The 19,508-nt window shown below is 58.0% G+C and carries 24 protein-coding genes; 9 read left to right on the top strand and 15 right to left on the bottom strand.

All coding sequences use genetic code 11. The annotated features are described in order from the left end of the window. Positions 1-23: 23 nt before the first annotated feature. The 4 genes from LU699_RS13155 (at position 24) to LU699_RS13140 (ending at position 3,641) form a co-directional block, all read left to right on the top strand. A complete protein-coding gene (locus tag LU699_RS13155) occupies positions 24-896 on the top strand; it encodes an ABC transporter six-transmembrane domain-containing protein (protein ID WP_336246132.1) in 873 nt (290 codons plus the stop codon). Positions 897-985: 89 nt separating this feature from the next. Further along, the gene (locus LU699_RS13150) at positions 986-1,417 is read left to right on the top strand and encodes a site-specific integrase (protein ID WP_232137200.1); all 432 of its coding nucleotides are present in this window, start codon (positions 986-988) and stop codon (positions 1,415-1,417) included. A gap of 15 nt (positions 1,418-1,432) precedes the next feature. Beyond that, positions 1,433-1,963: a tyrosine-type recombinase/integrase gene (locus LU699_RS13145; RefSeq protein WP_232137201.1), complete on the top strand. Its 531-nt coding sequence runs from the start codon at positions 1,433-1,435 to the stop codon at positions 1,961-1,963. Positions 1,964-2,774: 811 nt separating this feature from the next. Next, the gene (locus LU699_RS13140) at positions 2,775-3,641 is read left to right on the top strand and encodes a hypothetical protein (RefSeq protein WP_232137202.1); all 867 of its coding nucleotides are present in this window, start codon (positions 2,775-2,777) and stop codon (positions 3,639-3,641) included. A gap of 134 nt (positions 3,642-3,775) precedes the next feature. Here the strand turns inward: LU699_RS13140 and LU699_RS13135 are convergent, their stop codons facing one another. The 5 genes from LU699_RS13135 to LU699_RS13115 form a co-directional block, all read right to left on the bottom strand. Next, on the bottom strand, positions 3,776-4,288 hold the full coding sequence (locus tag LU699_RS13135; protein ID WP_232137203.1) for a DUF4209 domain-containing protein: 513 nt from the start codon (positions 4,286-4,288) through the stop codon (positions 3,776-3,778). Continuing rightward, on the bottom strand, positions 4,263-5,243 hold the full coding sequence (locus LU699_RS13130; protein WP_232137205.1) for a hypothetical protein: 981 nt from the start codon (positions 5,241-5,243) through the stop codon (positions 4,263-4,265). The genes LU699_RS13135 and LU699_RS13130 overlap by 26 nt, the downstream gene beginning before the upstream one ends. A gap of 68 nt (positions 5,244-5,311) precedes the next feature. After that, the gene (locus LU699_RS13125) at positions 5,312-5,650 is read right to left on the bottom strand and encodes a DUF7380 domain-containing protein (protein ID WP_232137206.1); all 339 of its coding nucleotides are present in this window, start codon (positions 5,648-5,650) and stop codon (positions 5,312-5,314) included. A 10-nt stretch (positions 5,651-5,660) separates the two neighbouring features. Continuing rightward, complete coding sequence (cas2, locus tag LU699_RS13120; RefSeq protein ID WP_232137207.1) at positions 5,661-5,933, bottom strand: CRISPR-associated endonuclease Cas2; 273 nt, start codon at positions 5,931-5,933, stop codon at positions 5,661-5,663. Positions 5,934-6,720: 787 nt separating this feature from the next. Continuing rightward, positions 6,721-7,104, bottom strand: a complete 384-nt coding sequence (locus LU699_RS13115; protein ID WP_232580201.1) for a hypothetical protein — start codon at positions 7,102-7,104, stop codon at positions 6,721-6,723. A gap of 698 nt (positions 7,105-7,802) precedes the next feature. Here LU699_RS13115 and LU699_RS13110 point away from each other — a divergent pair. From LU699_RS13110 to LU699_RS13100, 3 genes are all read left to right on the top strand, one after another. Next, entirely contained in the window at positions 7,803-8,039 is a 237-nt protein-coding gene (locus LU699_RS13110; RefSeq protein WP_232137209.1) for a hypothetical protein, read from the top strand. Between the two features lie 141 nt (positions 8,040-8,180). Then, on the top strand, positions 8,181-8,414 hold the full coding sequence (locus LU699_RS13105; protein WP_232137210.1) for a hypothetical protein: 234 nt from the start codon (positions 8,181-8,183) through the stop codon (positions 8,412-8,414). A gap of 72 nt (positions 8,415-8,486) precedes the next feature. After that, a complete protein-coding gene (locus tag LU699_RS13100; RefSeq protein WP_232137211.1) occupies positions 8,487-9,005 on the top strand; it encodes a hypothetical protein in 519 nt (172 codons plus the stop codon). Here LU699_RS13100 and LU699_RS13095 read toward each other — a convergent pair. The 8 genes from LU699_RS13095 to LU699_RS13060 all read right to left on the bottom strand — a co-directional run bounded on the left by LU699_RS13095 (position 8,995) and on the right by LU699_RS13060 (position 16,419). Continuing rightward, the gene (locus LU699_RS13095) at positions 8,995-9,687 is read right to left on the bottom strand and encodes an ABC transporter ATP-binding protein (RefSeq protein WP_232137212.1); all 693 of its coding nucleotides are present in this window, start codon (positions 9,685-9,687) and stop codon (positions 8,995-8,997) included. The two genes, LU699_RS13100 and LU699_RS13095, sit on opposite strands and share 11 nt — an antisense overlap. 2 nt (positions 9,688-9,689) lie before the next feature. Then, positions 9,690-10,742, bottom strand: a complete 1,053-nt coding sequence (locus LU699_RS13090) for an efflux RND transporter periplasmic adaptor subunit (RefSeq protein WP_232580200.1) — start codon at positions 10,740-10,742, stop codon at positions 9,690-9,692. Positions 10,743-10,755: 13 nt separating this feature from the next. Next, complete coding sequence (locus tag LU699_RS13085; protein ID WP_232137215.1) at positions 10,756-11,940, bottom strand: ABC transporter permease; 1,185 nt, start codon at positions 11,938-11,940, stop codon at positions 10,756-10,758. A gap of 2 nt (positions 11,941-11,942) precedes the next feature. Further along, a complete protein-coding gene (locus LU699_RS13080) occupies positions 11,943-13,007 on the bottom strand; it encodes an ABC transporter permease (RefSeq protein WP_232137216.1) in 1,065 nt (354 codons plus the stop codon). Positions 13,008-13,093: 86 nt separating this feature from the next. Then, positions 13,094-13,576, bottom strand: a complete 483-nt coding sequence (locus LU699_RS13075; protein WP_232137217.1) for a hypothetical protein — start codon at positions 13,574-13,576, stop codon at positions 13,094-13,096. A 99-nt stretch (positions 13,577-13,675) separates the two neighbouring features. Next, complete coding sequence (locus tag LU699_RS13070) at positions 13,676-15,061, bottom strand: ATP-binding protein (protein WP_232137218.1); 1,386 nt, start codon at positions 15,059-15,061, stop codon at positions 13,676-13,678. Beyond that, the gene (locus tag LU699_RS13065) at positions 15,058-15,768 is read right to left on the bottom strand and encodes a response regulator (RefSeq protein WP_232137219.1); all 711 of its coding nucleotides are present in this window, start codon (positions 15,766-15,768) and stop codon (positions 15,058-15,060) included. Before LU699_RS13065 ends, LU699_RS13070 begins: the two co-directional genes overlap by 4 nt. 501 nt (positions 15,769-16,269) lie before the next feature. Next, positions 16,270-16,419 carry a hypothetical protein gene (locus LU699_RS13060; RefSeq protein ID WP_232137220.1) on the bottom strand — a complete coding sequence of 50 codons (150 nt, stop codon included), beginning with the start codon at positions 16,417-16,419 and terminating at the stop codon, positions 16,270-16,272. 385 nt (positions 16,420-16,804) lie between these two features. On the opposite strand from LU699_RS13060, the gene LU699_RS13055 reads away from it, so the two are divergent. Both LU699_RS13055 and LU699_RS13050 read left to right on the top strand, forming a co-directional pair. Beyond that, positions 16,805-17,596, top strand: coding sequence for a chymotrypsin family serine protease (locus tag LU699_RS13055; RefSeq protein WP_232137221.1), 792 nt, complete (start codon positions 16,805-16,807; stop codon positions 17,594-17,596). Between the two features lie 27 nt (positions 17,597-17,623). Next, on the top strand, positions 17,624-17,944 hold the full coding sequence (locus LU699_RS13050; protein WP_232137222.1) for a S1 family peptidase: 321 nt from the start codon (positions 17,624-17,626) through the stop codon (positions 17,942-17,944). A 106-nt stretch (positions 17,945-18,050) separates the two neighbouring features. On the opposite strand, the gene LU699_RS13045 is transcribed toward LU699_RS13050, so the two are convergent. After that, entirely contained in the window at positions 18,051-18,512 is a 462-nt protein-coding gene (locus LU699_RS13045) for a hypothetical protein (protein ID WP_232137223.1), read from the bottom strand. Positions 18,513-18,514: 2 nt separating this feature from the next. Beyond that, positions 18,515-19,498, bottom strand: coding sequence for a toll/interleukin-1 receptor domain-containing protein (locus LU699_RS13040; protein WP_232580199.1), 984 nt, complete (start codon positions 19,496-19,498; stop codon positions 18,515-18,517). Between the last annotated feature and the right edge of the window lie 10 nt (positions 19,499-19,508).

Below are 19,508 nucleotides of genomic sequence, written 5' to 3'. Positions count from 1 at the left end.
GGGCGGTGTGAACCAACTTCGATTTGGGACGGGTAGGCAGCTTGATCATTCCATTTGTCCGCCGTCATCGGATCAGGCTGGTGGTGGCCTATGCCACCTCGACGGCCGGCAGTGTCGCAGGTCAGCTCTATCCCATCGCAACTGCGCTTGCGATCAATGGTGTGCTCGAAGGGCGTTACTGGGCCGTCCTATGGCTTCTGGTCTGCCACTTCAGCGCGCTTGTTCTCGAAGTCGCTGCCAAGATGCTGGACACGCGGGTGTTCACTCGGCTCTATGCTGACATGGCGTCTGACCTTGTCATTAGGTCGCATGAAGAAGGTGTAGACCCATCTCTGATCGCCGCCCGGACCTCGCTGTCTCGGGAGTATGTGACCTTCCTTGAGCGCGATGTTCCTGCGGTCATCTTGGCGATCGTTAGCCTCGGCGTGTCGCTTTCCGCGCTCTTCTGGCTCGACCCCGTCCTCGCGAGCTCCTGCTTGCTGCTGTTCTTGCCTCTCTACGTCATCAATCGGTGGCTGGCGGTGCGCTCCCTTTCGCTGAACGCAGGTCTCAACGACAGGCTTGAACATGAGGTCCGGCTCGTGCGCGCTGGCGGCGCACGACAGGTGCGACGCCATTTCACTGCCTTGAGTGGGTGGAGGGTCAGGATTTCGGATGCGGAAGCAAAAGCTTTTGGCGCGATGGAATTGACGGTCATTATCCTGTTCGCCGTTGCGCTTTGGCGGCTGTCTGAAACAGGGAACGAAAGACCTGGCGATATCTACGCGATCTTCGCTTACCTGTGGAAGTTTGTGCTCGCACTGGATCAAGTGCCCCAGCTTGTGCAGCAGCTGGCGAAGCTCAAGGATCTCAACGGACGCCTGGCTCGAAAGATCGCGGTTGGCGAAGCCCGTTAGCTCTCAGCGGGTGACGGCCGCTTCTGCTGATCGAAACAAAGCCTACGCACGAAGAGTTCTGGAGCTATTGGGTCGAGCGCGAAGAAGCGGTGGAGAAGATCGCACTCCCAGGCGCCGCCCTTCCTGACCACTTCCGCAGAGTTCGTCGGCTGACAGCCGAGGCGATCATCACGCGGGGCAAGGCCGACCTGGTCACCGCGCCGTCCGACAAGAGCATGGAGACCTATGGCAACCTGCTTCGAACATTCTTCAATCGATTGAAGAAGCACCATGCCATACCACAGTCACCGATGGCGGCCTTCCCCAGAGCCAAGGCTGCCTTGATGTCACAGCGTGCCTCCGATCGCCTACTGAGCAGTGATGACCTGCTCAAGATTTTCGATCCAATCACCTTCATGCCTTGGGCAGCGAAGTATCCGCACCTATGGTGGGGCACCATGATCGGCCTCTACACCGGGGCCCGCATCAATGGGGTCTCGGAGCTCAAGCTTGCCGACATCGTGTGTGAGGACGGCACCTAGTGCTTAGACTTCCGTTTGACCGAAGAGGAGGACCTGGACGGTAAGAGCCGGCAGCGCTTCAAGGGCGCCTCGTCCATCCGCAAGGTTCCGATCGCCCAGCCTTTGCTGGATGCGGGCTTCCTAGACTTCATCGAGGACATCCGGGAGTGCGGTCACCCCCGCCTCTTTCCGAACTTGTCGGCCGGTATCAACCGCACGACAGGTGTGAGCAACGATTGCTACAGCATGAGCTTTATCGGCCAGTATTCGCGCTATCTGAAGACGCTGGGCTTTGCGAAGGGCGTGGCCTTCCACGCTTTCCGACACACGCTTGCGACCCGGCTAGTGGAACGCGGCGCCACACTTCCCGATGTCGCCTTGATTTCAGGGCACAGCGAGGGGAGCGGATATAAGCAACTCAAGCAGTATGTGCATGTCCGCCCGGTTGTCCTGCGCGAGAAGCAGGCGGCGACGCTCGACCTGTTCAATCCGCGGGTCGTTTTTCCCAGGTATGAGCGCGGGCAGTTCAAGCATCGGCTGGGTGTGGGGGCGAAGAAGTATCCGTGACACTCGTGGCCGCGATCTGCGGCCGGCGTTGTCGTTCGGCCGTCCAGTCATCCCCAGACTTAAGTCTGTAAGCTAGAACCTGTTGAGCAGCGGAGGCTGACCGTAATGTCCAATAGATACAAATCGAACCGCTATCGAGTGAGCTCGAAGATGGTGGACAACTCCAGTCCGCCACCGAAGCAATCTCTGAAGCATGTGATCTTTGATAGAGAAAAGATGGTCGAACTCAAAACGCTCTTCGACACCGAGACCGCGGCCGACGACGAATGCAAGAGGCTAAATGCTCTCACTCCGTCTTAGTCGCTAGTCTTGTCGGGTCACCTTGACCACTGACATGCTGGGCAAGTCTTCTAGGCCCGGCAGTTGAATTCCGGATGGTGTCAGGCTTTGACCGTCAGGAGCAAGGACAAGCACTATCTTTCCGTTGATCGGCCCGTTTAGGGGCAGACGCTTGGAAGGCGGGTATTCTTCTACTACTTCAATTATGAATTTCATTTGAGCAGCCTAGCGATAGGTCGCTTCTTTCTAGGCCATGCCCTGAGATTGTCAACGATGGAGCTGATGAAAGCTCTGTAGCAAGAGTCGCTCAACTCTAAGCTGCGGCTCATTTCCTTCTATATGTGGACTTGCGGATCAGCTGCAATGGCCCTACCCGGGCCGCAGTCGCCATCGAGCTGAGACACCTAGAGGGCCGCATATCGCCTGCTGTCGGCAGACGAGCTGCCGCTATTCGGTAAGGCAGGCGCCGATGACATTTTAATACCGGTAGCGATTGGCGGATCTGAATCGGTCGTGATCCGACTGGTTTCAGATGCCGACGACGCGACGGCAGCTCCCTAGGCTGGCTCCATCCTTCAGATCGGAAGCACCACCGTGCCAACCACTACCGCTCAAGACGCCTGCGAAGCCTATCTGCGCGATCCGCTACAACGCCGATCGCGCGATCCTGCCTGTCGAGTCCGGGATCGCCGAGCGCCTACTGTCCCGCGGTGAGGAGCTGGCCTCTGTTTACGAGGAGATCCTGCAGAAGCTCCCCGAGCATGGCACCGCCTGGAAAACTTTTCTTGGCTGCTGCGTGTTGGCGACCGCTGCCTACTGGAATCCTGACAAGGGACGGAAGAACCGCGACAGCCGAGAACAGCTCAAGGGCGCGAATGCCCGCATCGCACAGCTGGCATCGGAGCTTTCCGATTTGCTGAAAGAGCGCGAGCGCCTGGAAAACACTTCGCCATTCACTGGTTCAAGCCACTACCACATCTGTGAAGTCATCGAAGAAGCGAACTCGGACAACCGCTTCGATCCAACCCGGCTCAAACAGCCGCTGCACGACCTGTGTGGCCATTTCGGTCTGAAGTATTGCCCATCGCTTGCCAGTATCGTCGCGGTCATCGGTCGGGACGCCGGGGCTGCAGTGGTCGAAGCCACCGACCCTCGGACAGCTGTTTTGTGCAACAGCTCCCGCCCCTCGAAGGCCGACCTAATACGCGCCATTCAAGCTGGGATCAAGGACAACCAGCATGGTGGCATGGGTGGCCTGCCACGCTCCTTCAAGCTCTCCGACAGTGCCCTTGGGACACTTGGCAATGTGCTTCTCGATCTCCCGGTCAGCGAACTGATGACCGCAGAGTATGTGAAGAACCTCCGGAGACGCGATCAACCCAAGCGCGCGGAGACCTGACCGACACCTGCGTTCGATCTCTAACCAATCTAGAACGATTTGCAGTTCAACGAGGGGCTCATCAATAGCTATCGCGACCCCTGCCTCTAGACCGTCTACTCGTCTTCAACGCACTTTATTAGGAGGTCAAGCAGCTAGGCATCCGACGCCACGCTAGCGTTATTTACCTCTGCCAGAGGATTTAAGTCATCTATACCCGAGTCAACACCCTCCTGCGCTAGCGCGAGAAGCGTCGGATGATCGCGCCAAGGGAACAGCACCATGCGCCAGATCAGCCACCACAACGAGATCATCCCAGCGCTCTCAGCATCCTGATCTGAAAGCAACCCGTGACAGTAGAGGTTGCACAGATTGAAGCCTGCGGGATCTGTGAGATGAGACTGCAACTCAAAAATCAGATTTTTTACGAAGAATGCTTCCGCTTCCGGCATCGACAAAAGCTCGTTGAGCGTTCGCTCCCTCTGAACGTCGTTTCCGTCCAAGACGGTCGTGTTTCCCCCGGCCAGCTTGATCAGATGTCTGACGATCGGCTCCATCCCTGGCAGCAAGTGTGCCGCGGCGCCAAGCCAGTCTTCTATGAAACCAAAAAACAGTCCACGCGAAACAGACTCCCCCTTAGCCTCAGGAACCACGAATGACGCATCCACGATCCCCTTGATGCTGTCGAAAGAGGGCTGATAGGAAGAATGAAGATGACGAATGGATTGGACAACCATGACGCGCACGCAGGTCGAAGTCAGTCTCCACCGCGCTACGAACCATTTGATCTCGCAACGAGTCTGCGTCGCTTGGATCCAAAGGTGGTCGGCGCGCGACGATGGTCCCATCTGCAGTGGCATGCGTGGAGCCGAAGAGGTGCGAGAGGGGGAATTCCGAAGCACTTTTCACCACGCGCGCTTTGACCTCGTCAAGATCAGCGATTGCGCCGATTCCGAATGCCATACGGAGCAGAGAGTCGAAGAAACTTGGCGCTTGAATTCTCTTGTGTATCCACTCCACCCAATCATTCACATCGATCTCGTGGGAATGGGTCTGATAGTGGTCCAGCGTCGCACGCTCGTATTGGCTGAGCCGCTCACGAAGCTCCTGAACTCTCTGAGGATCTGCTTTAGCCCTTCGGGCCAGCCGTATGCCTTCCAAAAGCTGCATCGGCGCGAGAAGCGGCTGGTGAATAGCAGAGTGCTCCGCTGCACGAACCATCGCTGCACTTTGGGCAAGCAGACTTCGCGTAGCTTCGGCACGCTGGCCGAGCCGCCAGCGCATGCGATGCGCCATCCCATGCCACTCAGCCGCCTGCTGAGGCGAAGACTCGTCAAGCGCTCGGGCCTTAGCCTCGATCTGAGGCGCAATTGCTTCACACGCGTCCCTTGACCGCTCCAACGCCTCGTCACAAAGACGGAAGATCAAGCCAGGCCAGTTGTTCTCGATAGCATGTGGCACTTCGGCAAGGAGAACCGACCAATAGCGAGCTTGAAGCGCTTCGTCACGCTTGCCATAGGCCCTGGAGAGAGCCAGCCCCCGCCGAAGCTCGCCAAGCCCATCGATTGCGCGATCAGTTCCGAAGACCGATTCGACATAGTCCACATAGGAAGTGACGGCCAACAGACCAAGACGCCAGTCTGGAGCCACGCTGCCAGGAGCACTGACCGCCAAGTCCGCGAAGCGAGCTCTCAGCCATGGGTAGGGCGCATCGATGGCAGCTCGCGCGGCAGCGCAACATCGTGCTCACCTAAATCTTCTATTGAAGCGCTGCGCCTACCATCCATCTGTATCGCCGAACCGAACGGCGCATGTGACGGGCTTCGCATGTGCATCGAGACCGCACCACCCAGCAGCCTCAACGCTTGAGCTGCAGTCAACTGACCGTTCTCTCGAAAGACCTCGGCCTGTTCCCACAACTTTCGCGCCACGCCCCACTGACCATGACGGCCGTTTATCTCAGCCGCTGGCGAGGTCCAGTCCAGTCTCTGGTAAACCTCCTCGTCGACCGGAGCTTCAAGAATAGCCATTCACCAGGCCTCACCGGGCGGGAGGATGGCTTTCAATCCAATTGTTCGTTCCAGCCTTCGCTTTCGAATAGTAGTGATTTCTAGTGAGCTCAGTGACCCAGAGCGCGTCGTCTCCGTCCATGAAGCTCTTAAGGTGATCGTGAAGCTCTTTCGCCGTGTTTCCGACCGAAACAAGCCAATAGGAGTTCTGAGTGCGCTGTCCTCCGAGGCGCTCAAGCTCGGCCCACAGCCTCGGATAATCCTTTTGGTTGTTCAGATCATAGGAAACTGTGTAAGTCGTCATCGGCTTGCTCCTTTAGGAAGTTCGATGTTATCACCCGTCCAGTCTCAGAATAAGCGACTGCGGCGCACCTAATGAAACCGTGCAATAAACGCCGGTTCCCTGTCGCATAATCACGCAATCCAGATGCAAGCGATAGAACGGATTCCCAGAAAAAAGGTCTGTCGAGCTCGGCCGTTCTCACTTCTCTCAACGCGCTTGACGGAGTGAATTCGGAAGCTAGCTTGCCCCAATGGAACGGGATCCAGATCAAACGCTCATCGACTACCTAGCAAGCGTTGGCATCATCGCAGTTCGCTGTGCGTCGCTAGACGAAAACAACAAAGATCTTGTCTGGTGCCTGGGCTATGCAAGCGCTACCGAGGAGCTACCCTCATGGGAGTTTCGTTCCCGCCGCGAAGTCTGGCGATGGTGGCAGGGATTTTCGGACCGGCTTATCCAGAACGAATCTTTCGCGGATATGGTCAATAGACGATGCCGAGGCGGCAATGCTTCCGCTAAAGCAGTGCGCGCATGGGCCACCAGCAGACTGAAAGGACCGCGTCCAGATCTGGTGGAGAACTTCTATCAGATCTTTGACCAGAGGCAGGCCTGCCGCAAGCCAGGCTGGCTGCGGACAAGTAGGCTTCAGGGAATCCGATGTGGCGTTGAGACAACATTCTGCGACGCAGTTCTCAGGCATCACTAGCGAGCTGACATCCTCATTTTTGCCTTTGCGAGACTCTCCTCGCACTCCAAGGAGAACAGGTGCTGGACTTGACTACGCACACGACGAAAGCGACGCCACCTATCATCTGAGTTTTCTTAGCTCTTCTTCGAGATTTGCGCCTCCGGGAGCTGCGAGCAAACCATCTTTTTCTTCTGGAGAAATGGGGTGATAGATCATCCAGTTTGCGCTTTTGAGCACAAACAGGTAGTAGCCTGCAAGCTTCGTTTGGTTTGTGATTTCGTAGACGCCCTCTTGGGCTAGCACGAAATGGATGTTCTTCGGCTTGCTCTTCTCGTCGCCTTTCTTCGGATGCCACATTGTCACCGCTCCGACAACTGCAGCCTTGTTTGCCCTGGCAGTAAGCTTGAAGACTTGAGAAACGGCGTCGGATTTATTGCATTGCAGAATAAATCCGCGGCGGCCACCGATCGTCTGAAATGTAAGAGTTTCTCTATAATTCGCCACTTGACTTATCTTCCCCCGGGTGTATTTAGAATATCCACTCTTGCGGTGTCTACCATGTATTGGCTTTTAGTGTGCGACGAAGCTGGCCCAAGTCGGCGAATTGAAGGCCTGAACGAAATCCAGCTTCAGCACATCACTCATATCTTATTGTCTACCAAGTTCGATTGGCACTACGGACTGGAGGGAGACGATCGCGTCATATGCGGCGGCTTCAGGCAAGAGCCTCCCCTAGGCCCCGAGATCTGACTCTCTGCCATCAGAACTCCGCCCACTCGATGATCGGGCGCTGCTGCACGCCCTTATGTCCCAACTGCCCGTGCTTCCCTGAGGGAAGCCCCCAAGGGCGGAGTGTGCAGCGCAAGTCCCCGCGAATGAGCAAAGGGTGTTCCGGACTCAAGGGAGCTGGCTTGTTCGCAGTCTCCAATCGGGACAGGGGCTCCGAACGGGGATCCCAACCATAGGCGGCGGTCCCGCCGTCTTCAAAAGCTTGTAGCGGATACCCAGCAGGCTCACTCACATCGAGATCGTGTAGGAGAAATCCTACTGATCCGTCAGACACACTCTCGACAACATGATTACTGCGGAACCACGAGGAGAGATGGTTCTTGAGGCTCCACGATCGATTACCTTCAGCTCGCCCGCACAGGATGCGGGCACTCAATGATCGATCTCAGACATTGTCAAAAGGAGCTTTGAGAATGTTGAAGAAATTTCGCTTCTCAGCCGCTGCCCTCGTTCTCGCCGGCGCCGCCGCCTTCGTCCCCGCTGCTCAGGCCGCCGAGTCAGTAGAACCCACCGAGGGCACACAGACCGTCGTTTATTGCGATGAGACGGGCTACTGCATCATCATTTTCATCGTCACCTTAGAGCAGTGCCTGCCGGGCGCCAGCAATGTCGGCCTTCGGACGAGCAGCTCTACACCTAGGCGAATTTAGGAGCAGTTCTCCCATACCCGTGCGGCATGGATCTCTCATTTCGTCCAGATCGTGTCTGCTCGTGTAGGAAAAGTCCGATTAACCCGTCAGATCCATTCTCGACATTATGATTTTTTGCTGAAGCGGCGGAAAATTCGGCCTATGGCTGCGGAAATCGACTACCTTCGCAGCGTCCGTTCAGGAAGCGGACATCAGGTGATCGATCTCAAACATTGTCAAAAAGGAGCTTTGCAAATGTTCAAGAAAATTCGCGCTACGGCAGCTGGTCTCGTTCTCGCTGGCGCCGCTGCGCTGGTCCCGGCAGTCCATGCCGCAGAGGTGATCATCATCATCATCTGCGATGCCACCGACTGCCTGATCATCGTCATCACCTAATAAGCTTGTAGGGGAGGCCGGGGGCCGAACCCGTTCGGCCCCCGGTTCAATATTCGCGCCAAGGATCAATCGATGCCCAGTAAAAATAGCTTCCGGAAGTTCATCCTTGTTGCTGCGTTTTGCTCTGCGCCGATGTTTGCAGGCTGCTCCAAAACCAGTGACTCCGCCGGTGTCCAGAGCGCTGGCAACTCCACGGAAGCAACTGCGCCAATGCAGCCGTTCTTCCTGAGTCTTATGAAGTCAGGTGGACAGTTTGGCGGCAGGGTCGCTATCCCGGCGATTTGGATCTTCTCCGCAGATGGCAAGTTGGTCCAGCTCGTTACTTCTGACGAAGAGCTCGCTGGGCTTCAGCAAAATTCGAGCTCAGGAAACACCGCAGCATCTGGACTCACCTGTGAGCAGGTGGACGCCGCGGTCAAAGAAGCAGCGCCCGCCCAAGCCTGGCGCTTCGACTGTGGCAACGGACAGCCTTCCGCGCTGCTGATCACCAATCGGGAAGTTTGCAAGACCTGCGATGCGTTTGAAGCAAAGTTCGCAACACTGGCCGACATTGCCCCAGAGCATCGACAGACTCTCGCGCTCACGCAGTAGGTGCCGACGCCTCCAGCAGGCGACCCTTTTCAAGATGGTGTGTAGTGGCCGCGTATTCCGCGGCCTTCGCGTCGTGGGTCACCATGACGATGGTCTTACCATGATCGCGACTGAGACTCTGTAGCAGCGCCAAAACATCACTCGCGGACTGACGGTCCAAGTCGCCGGTCGGCTCATCGCAGATCAGAAGCTGCGGATCCGCAACGATGGCTCGCGCTATGGCAACTCTTTGTTGTTGCCCGCCGGACAGCTCTGCCGGGCGATGCTTACTTCTTTCCGCCAGGCCGACCAGATCCAGCGCAATCTGGGCACGACGCATTCGCTCTGAGGCCTTCATCCTCGTCAGAAGCAGCGGCAGTTGCACATTCTGAAGCGCCGTGAGAACGGGCATGAGGTTGTAGAACTGGAAGATGAAGCCAACATTCTGACTTCTCCACCTGGAAAGCTCCGAACTGCTCAGCGCATCGATCTGCTGCTCTCCCACTCGCACGGTTCCGCCCGTTGGTCGATCCAGCCCACCGAGGATGTTCAAGAGCGTTGTCTTGCCCGAACCCGATGGCCCCATCATCGCGACAAACTCGCCCTTCTCGATCTGCAGATCAAGAGCCTCAAGAACGGTCACGGAGCCCGCTTGGCCCTTGTAGATCTTTGTCACGCCAGCCAAGTCGATGAAGCTCTCCACGGTCAACCTCCTGTCTCAACTTGTTGGGTTCCCAGATCGGCAACCGACTGGCCAGCCTCGTCAACAAAGCTCACGCGCGCTCCCATATCGGGAACGATGCGCGGATCCTCGATATCGAGACCAACGCGGACTTTGATCGTCGCTCGCCCGCGGTCCGCCGCAGGAATGATGGCAATCACCTTGCCGGGGATCTGGAAGTCGGGATACGCATTGAGATTGACCTGGACACGCATGTCTGGCCTCACGCGACCGATTGACGCCTCACCGACCTCAACCTCGACTTCAAGCGACTCCATATCCACGATCGTGGCGATACCCGTGCGGGTGTAGCCGCTGGCAGCGCTCGGCGAGATGATCTCTCCCACCTGGGCGGCCTTCGAAGTAATGACGCCGCCAAAGGGCGCGCGTATTACTGATAGATCAAGGTTGACCTGGGCAACCTGTGCCTGCGCTTTGTAGACATCGACATTGCCGCCCTGCGTCCTGACCTGCGCGCGAACCTCGTCAACACGCGAACTCGCTTGCTCGGCATCCTGTCTCGCAACGAGGCCTACCGAAGCGAGTTCCTGGGCCCGAGCGCTTTCGCGCACCGCTTGCGCAAGCTGGACCTCAAGTTGTCGCACCGCATGTTCGGCAGCGGTGGCCTGGCGCTGCGAGGCCTGGAGCTGGGCACTCGCCGTCTTGGCATCCAGTTTCGCGAGGATCTGGCCTTTCTCGACCTGATCGCCCTCTTCGAAGAGGACTTCCGTGACGACACCTATGACCTGAGATGACACGGTAGCCGTGCGTCGCGCCACCACATACCCCGATGCGTCGAGCACCGAGTGCGCACCCACGGCAGGCACGGTGGTCGTGCGCGGTGGCTCCATTTGAACGGCGACCGTCCTCTCACCCTGCCCTCTGAAGAAGCCAAGCCATGCGATCAATGCGGCAACAACAATAGCGACCAGGACAAACGGTGCCTTGCCGCGACTCGGCGGCGCCTTCTCCTGCGCCGCTTCCCTGTCGATCTTCAGATCCTTCAACAGCTCGCTTTTGTCTCGTCCCTGTTCCATTACGATCCTTCAGTCAATCTTTCAAAGCGTCAACGAGCTTGCCGCCCAGCACTCGCTTGATTGGTAACGCGGCACTCAACAGACCCAAGGCGAGGCTGTATGCGAACACCATCCCCATCACGCCAGCCGACACAGAGAAGCTTGCGTAGACGGCACTGTTCGCACTTGAGGTTCCGAAGCTCGCGCCATCCAAGAGCGCGTAGACGCAAAGCAGTGCAAGCGCAGTGGCAATCGCGCCCTGAAGCAGCACATCAAGTAGCGACGCAATTACGATCGAAGCGTCTGAGAAGCCGATCGCGCGTAGCGTGGCCATCTCGCGCCTGCGGCGTTCGAGTGCCATGCCCAGCGTCGTGGAAATTGCGAGCACCGCCCCGGTTCCCAGCAGCACCGATATTCCCGCTGCCGCCAACCGAACAAAGCGCACCAGGAAGCCCACTTGTTGCTGGTAGTAGTCAGTCTGGCGAACGATGCGAACCTCCTGAAGTCGAGGGTCATCGCGCACCGCCGCTTGGAGATTTTCCAGCGCATCTTCGGAGCTCAGCCGAAGCCAGACGGAAGAGCTGCGCCCCGAGCGGTTGAAGGCTGCCTGCAGCGCGGAGAAGTCCGTCCAGATCTCCGACTCCCAGAGACTGCCACCGGTCTCAAGCCCACTGGCAACCTGCCAGTCCCGACCTTGGAAAGTAACCGAGCTTCCCCCTAGCGCCGGAAACTGCGATCGCAGCGTGTTGCTGACGGCGACTTCCCTGCTTCCGAAATGCAGCGCATTCGTCAGATCAACTAGGCCCGGATCCAGCAGTTCTAGCGTCTGCGCGTTGATCCCTCGAACCAGCACCGTGCTGCGCTGCCCATCTGCTCGATCAAGCTTGGTGTTCGCCAAGAACTGGGTAGCCATCATCGGCTTCCCATCCGCGAACTTCGCGATGCCCGGCAGTCCGGACAAGACAGCAACCTGCTCGGGCATGAGGCTGCTCGACACTTCGTCAGAGGCGCTCGCCGAAAGGGCCAACGCAATGGTGCTTTGCCCTGTTCCACTGCCAATCCGCTCGATGCCGGATGGGATGGCCAGCATCACCGCAAGCGTGGCTGTCGTGATCAAGAAGCCAGCTGCGATCAGGAGGCTGTCTCTGGGCCGCACTCGGTGAGTCGAGAGGAGCAGCATCAGGACTTGCGCGCTTTCGCGAAATGTTCTGCCTGTCATCATCAAATCCGGAGGTGATCGATGGGCCGCAATCCGGACAAGATGGAAGCCGGCCAAGCCAGGGAGATGGCCATGAGACCGAAAACGCCAGCAGGAAGCGTAATAAGCGCCCATTCCGGAATAGCGACAGATCCGAGCAACCACGATGTGGCGGGTGCCAACGCCTTGAGCAGTCCGTAGGCAGCTATAACCCCGGCCCCTGCTCCCAGCAAAGCGATCACGAGGAGCTCCAGAGCCAATGCCTGGAACTGGGTCGCTCGCCCAAATCCGATCGTCTGCAGCGTGGCCATCGTCGATCGACGCTGCGACACGGCGTGGGCCAGCACCGTCACGAGAACCAAGGTCGCGCACGCCAACATGGCGCCCATGATGAGCATCAGCAAAGACTGGATCTGACCGAACCTCGCCAATGCCGAATCCGTGCTGCTTCCTGTGTCAGCCTGCAAAGGGGGATCGCTGCCGGCGAACTTCGACTCGATCTCATTGGCAAGTTCGGACAGCCGAGCGGACTCCTGGCCGCGCACGCGCACGCGCATGACGAGATCCCGCCTGTCTTCGGGAATGATGTTGTTGATGTAGCTGTAGTGCCCCAACGCGGCCTGATCGCCAAAAGAACTTTGGGAGGGGGGAAGTATTCCGACCACCGTTACGGGAATCTCGACGCCGCTGAGCACATCCCGAGGCGTCAGCGTCATGCCTGGCGTCAGCCCACACTTCGCGGCGATGGCCTGCCCAACCAATAGCCCGTTGGATGTGTTGCTCCACGCGTCGAACATCGCAGCGTCGGCGCCGCGTTCCTGGACGAGCTCAGGAACGAGATCGCCTCCATACGCATTGATGGATACGACGCTTCTGCCATCACTACACATGAAGCCAGCCAAGGTCTGGTAGGAGACGCCCCTGACACCAGGCATGGTCGCGATTTCCAGCGCATGCCTCAACGGGTAGGGAGAACTCGACACGCGCGCGTTTGAGACATTGATCTCCGCGCTCATCGATGACCCGGCGTTATTCACCAGAAACGGCGCTGCGAAGGTGGAAAGCACGAGCCACGCGATCACAGACACCGCTAATGTCCCTGCGAGATACGCCGTGCGACCCGGTTGCTCCCGAATTCGCATCCACATCAGATAGCCGATCGCACGCACTGATGTCACGGCTTAAGGACAAGCGACACATCGATGATGTTGACAGGCACGCCAGCCCTGCTCGTAAGCGCGTCGACTTCCTCCCGCGCTTGCGGGCAAAGCTGCTCACAGGGCTCACGGGTCAGAAGAAGAACCGTCCATCCGGCTGGCTGCGCTGCGATCTCTGCACCCAGGGTGCGGAGGTTTGCGGTCACATCCGTGAGCTTTAGCGCTGAGATTGCTGGCTGCCCTGCTTTACCAACGACCTGCGACAAGCCAGATACGCCCTCGGGACTGTCCAACCTCGCGACGAGACCGCCATCAGGATCGTAGACCCAGATCGCTGGCACCTTCAGGCTTGGGACCTCTGTCCGGGCGAGGCTGACATGCGATTGAAAGAAAGCCCGCATATCCACTGTGGCTCGGACCCTGTCAGCCGACATACCCACGGTGGGTATCGCACCGACGATGAGGCCGATCATCAACGCAACCGAGGCCTTCCTGGTCATTATTTTCTCCGTAGCTAGAAGAGGCGCGTCATTCGCACACGCCATATCTACTACGGCTTCGTATCTGAAGTTTGTCCGACCAGGTCTAGTGCCCGAACTTCAGACAGGTAGCTCAATTCGAGCGATAAGCCCTCTCACAGCGCCGTTGGACAGCACCAGCGATCCGCCGCTTCGCTTGATGGCCAGGTCCGCCGTGGCGAGGCCCAAACCGATCCCTCCGGTTGCTCGGTTGCGAGAAGACTCGCCCCGATAGAAGGGCTCAAGCACCCGCGAAAGCTCATGCTCCGGTATCCCGGGACCATCGTCAGCCAGCTCGATCCAAGCAATTCGTTCCTCAGAGCCGACACGCACCTCGACCGCATGCGCGTAGTTGCGCGCGTTCTCCAGAATGTTTCCGATCGCACGACCCAGCTGAAGCGGACTGGCCATCGTCGACACGGCCAGGCCAGGCATCAGGCGCGCGAAGTCGTCATATGCCCCCGCCTCAATGCAATCCGACACCAGATCTCGAAGCTCGACCATCTCAGCCGGCTCGCTTTCCTGACGATCTCTTGAGAACGCCATGATCTCGCTGATCATGTGCTCCATACGATCGATATCCGCAACCATCCGTGGCACCGCAGGATCCTCAATCGCATGCATGCGCAGCTTCAACGCAGTAAGCGGTGTTCGAAGATCGTGGGCGACAGCCGTCAGCATCCTCGTGCGTTCCTCCGCATGGGACGCCAAGGCACTGCGCATCTGGTTGAGGGCTGCTCCCGTTTGCGCGATCTCGGTGGGACCGGCGACCGGGAACTCCGCCATATCCAGCCCTGACTTGCCGGCGCTTGATGCGGCCTTCGACAGTGCCCGCACTGGGACGGTGATCCGGCGCGCAATCCACCATGTCAGCGGCGCCAGAAGGATGATGCTGACCGCGAACATCAGCAGCACACGGCCACGCCACAGCGAGAGCCATGAGGTGTCAGGACCCACTGTGATCCAGCCATTCTCCGAACGCATCGACACCTGGAACGCAGGCTGGGGGGCATCTTCTGCCAGGTATGCGGCCGCAATCGATGCCAGCAGTTGACTGGGCACCTTGTCCAAATCATCTACCTTGCCGATCGCGTAAGACGCGGATGAGAGATCTGGAGCACTCAGCTTGAATGAAGAGACTCGCTGCGGCTGATCGGTTGGATCCAGCGTATGCACTTGAATATCGGCGAGCGGGCGATCTACGGCGCTTGCGATCGAGACTGCGAGAAGAACATCGCTAGCCCTGGTCGGAGAGCGCGTTGGTGGGGCAGCAGCCTCCTCTCGATGCATTCCGCTGCTCAAAGCCCCAGCAGGGCTCAGCAACGCTGCGATTGCCTCGGAAGGCTTGATCTGTGGGACTGGCGGCGGCCGGATGAAGAAGAAGCTGATTGCGATCGCTTGGCCGATCAGGAAGGCAGCAAGCGCCAATCCACCGACCTGAGCCAGAATTGGAAAGCGTCGGATCACGGGCGCGAAACGCTCGGCCGGAACCGATAGCCTTCACCGCGGACGGTCTCGATGATGACCGCTTCGTCTCGCTCGGCGAGCTTCCGTCTCAAGCGACTGACCGCCAAGTCGACGGCGCGGTCGAAGCTCTCGGAGCCGGGTCCTTGAACCAGATCTTGCAGCCGCGACCTGGAAAGAAGCTTGTTCGGATTGCGGACAAAGGCTGTTAGCAAGGACAGTTCCCCAAGCGTTAGGCGAAGCTCGCTTCCTTGGGGATCCAGCAGAACCTTTTCCTCCACATCGAAGCACCATGCGCCAAAGCGATAGTCGCTAGTTGAGTGACTTTTTGTATCCCGTTCGGCCGCACGAAGATCTCTTCGAAGCACAGACCGAACCCGAGCCAGCAACTCTCTGGGATCGAAAGGCTTTGCGATGTAGTCGTCTGCCCCTCCTTCCAGCCCTAACACGCGATCTGGCGTAGATCCCAGAGCGCTAAGCATCAGGACCGGAATTCTCTGGTCTACAAGTCGCTTGCAGATCGCAACACCGTTCTCTCCCGGAAGCATCACATCCAAGATCACGAGATCAGGGACGATCTCGATGAGCACCGCATCCAAGTTCCGTCCGTCGACCGCGCCCCACGCGCTAAATCCCTGCGACGCCAGGAAGTCGATGAGCGCTTCTCGCACACTTTGATCGTCGTCAACAATAATGATGCGTTGTGTCATGGGCGGGATCGTTGAGTGGGTCTGCAAAGTCCGTAGAGCAGATCAAAGAGTAGCGCCATCACGGACAGGCAGGCTACGCGGCCATGAGACATCTAGTCGGCCATGCACCTCGTCGGCAAACCACCACGCCCCCTGCCCGTCGTGTCGCGCACACGCTAACCAATTGAGAGTGACAGTTTGGCGCTTGCCACTGCCTATGTAGGACTTACCCTACCCCTGTGCTTCGTTCTTTCTTACTTCTGGCATCCACGGCGCACGAAAGCCTTCTCGATCTCATTGCGAGAGCGAAGAACTCTCATAGCGTATTCGCCGAATCTATAATTGGTGGCCGCAAGGCCGAAATCCAAAGCAAGACGATCAGCTTCAACTGCGGCTTCCACATCATCAGAACGCAAACGCTCTCGCGTTCACACTCTTCTCTTCCGAGAGAATTCGGTCGCCTCTGACCAAACTAGATGGGGCTCGCCGAAATAACCGTCCATGAAGCATTTAACACCCACTTCATCGTTCTTCGATATCCAGCATTTCTCGATCGAGTAGCTTCGAATCAATCCAGGAAAGGATCTCGAAAATGCACAGGAAGATGATGATGACGATACCGCTTTCAATTGCGATGATCGCATGCGCTTCGCACCCATCGAGCACAGCCAAACGACCTGTTCTGGCGACTGACCTCAAGGTCCTTCAAGCACCACACGATCCCAATGCAGTCGCGCTTACGGCTCAAGCAGAGGGCGTCGTTGGCGTGACCGACCAAGGTTGCATCACCTTGACGACCAATGGGTCCACTTTGAACGTCATTCTCCCCAGCTCTATCGAGTTGTGGGTTGAGGGTGGATTTGCACTTGGGCTTACTCAACCATCTACAGGTGAGAAATACGAATTCGGGAAACGCTATGTGCTGGGAGGCGGCTCTACCACCGAACCTCCCACAAGCGTCAGTGGCGTAAGCACGCGGACGGCGTGCCTCCCCCCTTATTTCGCGATCAGTGAGATGCGGGCCGCGGAATGACCGTCAAAGTCCATGGAGGACACCATGAGTGCGAAAGGTTACCTTTTAGCAGCATCACTAACGACTTGCTTGGGATTTTCCAGCTACGCTTTGGCTCAAAGTGACAGGATCGTAGCGGACCCCTTGATCACCTCATACTCGCAAGACTACGGCGTCACGCCTAAAGAAGCGGCGCGAAGAATGGCGCAGCTCGGGAAGATATCGGACTTGGAACAACGGTTGCAGACCGAGATCCCTGACCAGTTCGGTGGCCTGGTTGTCGTCCACCAACCAACCTTTCATGTGAAGGTTTTCCTGACCGAGGCGCCAGCGGTCACGCTGTCGCGCTTCACACAGGACAGCATGTTTGAGGCCGTGCAAGGCACCAGGCCGTTGGAACTTCTACAAAGTGCCCAAGCCGAGATTTCAGAGCGCCTCCAGGCCACGGGTATCCAGCACGAGTCCGGTATCGATATTGAGAGCAGCGAACTCAACTTCTATGTTCTCGACGCTACGACTTCCAAGACCGCTGCAGCCGGCGAACTCGCGTCGGTGCCCTACGCAAACATGATCCAGGTGCCCGGCTTTATCGAGACGACCGCGACTATCCAGGGCGGTCGTCAAGTGTCAGGCAGCACGCAGAACTGCACGACCGGCTTCAATGTCGTCCACGCGACCAGCGGGCTTCGAGGCGTTACAACTGCTGGCCACTGCGACAACACACTCACTTACAGCGGGACGACGCTTGCCTTCCAGGCAGAGCTCAATCAGGGCTCCGACGACTTCCAGTGGAACCGCCACGCGGCGTCGACCTATCCCAACCAAATATTCATTTGAAGCGGCCTCCACACGATTACCGCTTCTTTGAGTTCGGCCAGCTTGCCGGTAGGCTGGACCGTGTGCAAATACGGGATTACGGGTGGCTACCGTTGTGGCGAGATCGCGGATAAGAACTCGCAATCGAACTACAACGGAGTGGTTGGCACATACATCCGTGTGCGCAACGCCAGCAACCTTGCGATGTCGATCGCTGGCGATAGCGGCGGACCTGTCTTCGGGTCAAACACCGCCTATGGCCTGATCCACGGGCGTGGCGCAACCGGCACCGCATTCGTCAACGACATGTTCTTTATGCCGATCGAACGGTTCTCCGGACTGGGCATCAGCGTCGTAACCACGCCGTAGCTCGCGGGAAATCCACTCAAGGCTCGCCAGAATTCTGGCGGGCCTTTTTAATCTCGTAAGAATCCTACGGTAAGGCCGCTCATCACGCTTGATTCGTTCGTTGACCTTATTGGCCTTCCTCGAAGGTTCGAATGACCCTCTTGTCGCACCCTTCTCCCAAGACAAGTTGCCAGCGCCTGAAGCCCACACGATGTTCGCCGATCACTGGAAGGCCGGCCAAGAGCCGGACGAATTCTGTCCCGTTCCCACGCTCGCGCTTAACGCAGATTGCGAGTTCCGCACCCATTCGAACCAAAGCGCCTAGGGCATCCCTCTCAGCTCTCGCATCGAAGGCGCTCGCGTCATCTAGTTCGACACGAAGATCAGGAATGATCAATCCGGCCCAGCTGTCACCGTCAGCCGCTTCAAGGTGTTGGTAGATGGATTCGCCACTCAGGAACACGGCGACAGGCGCCTCAACAGATCCAGCGATCAAAAACTCCGGATCGTGTTCTACCAACGGGCGAACCAAGGAAATCGGCCGAGCGAAAATGATTGCGCCAGCCGAAAATTCGTATGGAGTCAACATGTCTACCATTCCGACCGCTGCTGGAGCGGCTCAATCAGAAGTCCCCACAGATATTCCGCGGCCCCTTCTTGAGAGAGCTTGCGCTCCCGATCAGCGCCGAAGGTTGCCACCCCCATCGCCCGAAAGAACATCGCTTGATCGTCAGCCTCTACAGTCAGTGACTCATTCATTGAGTTGCTGCCGGTCGCCTCACCCTGGAAATAGCTAATGCCGCTCCCGAAGTGGCCGCCACCCGTGAAATAGGTCGCGCGAGCGACATCCTTCCCGTCGCGATAAATGGTGGCGAAGAAGCGGTTGGCATCTACACGCTTGAAGAGCCCCTCGTAGCTCGGATTTCGGGCAGACAGCTCGTCGAGCGAATTCTCAATGAACTTGGCGACGAACTCGAAGGTCTCATCCTTGAAGCGATCCTTGTCCCGCTGTGTGAAGGACTTGGCCAGCCCCAAGTTGCTGGAACGGGGGCCCGCTGCTAGAGGCGGCACTTTTTCCTGGGGCGCCGACGGCGCAGGTGCGCTGGGCCTGGAGGCCGGCTCCGTGGGATCTTGCCATCGCTTCGCAGCTTTCTTGACGCCGATGGTGACTTGCAGAAGCGCTTCGTCGATGTCGGCCCACTGCTTAATCGGCTTTCCGTCTTCGGGAACCGCTTGGAGCTTCCCGAATGGCTGCGACTGCCAGTCGCATGCGCGCAGGATCACCGGGATCACGATCGCTTCGCCAGCCTCATGTCGCTGCATGGCCCGCCGCATCTCGATCTCGTAGCAGTATTTCGAGTGGATGAAATCAGAACTCACGAGCAGGAGAATGATTTCGTCTTCTTCGATGTGTCGGTCGATCTGCTGCTCGAAGTCTTGGCCGGCCTCAATGCGTCGGTCATGCCAGATTGAGATCACTCCCTGGCGCTGAAGTGCCATGAGCTGCTTCTCAATTTGATCGCGCATAGCCGCGTCGGCATGCGAGTAGGAGAGGAAGACGCGAGGTGCGGTCATGTCAGATGTC

Source organism: Luteimonas fraxinea, assembly GCF_021233355.1.
Classification (GTDB): Bacteria; Pseudomonadota; Gammaproteobacteria; order Xanthomonadales; family Xanthomonadaceae; genus Luteimonas; species Luteimonas fraxinea.
This window is presented reverse-complemented; position numbering and strand designations above follow the sequence as displayed.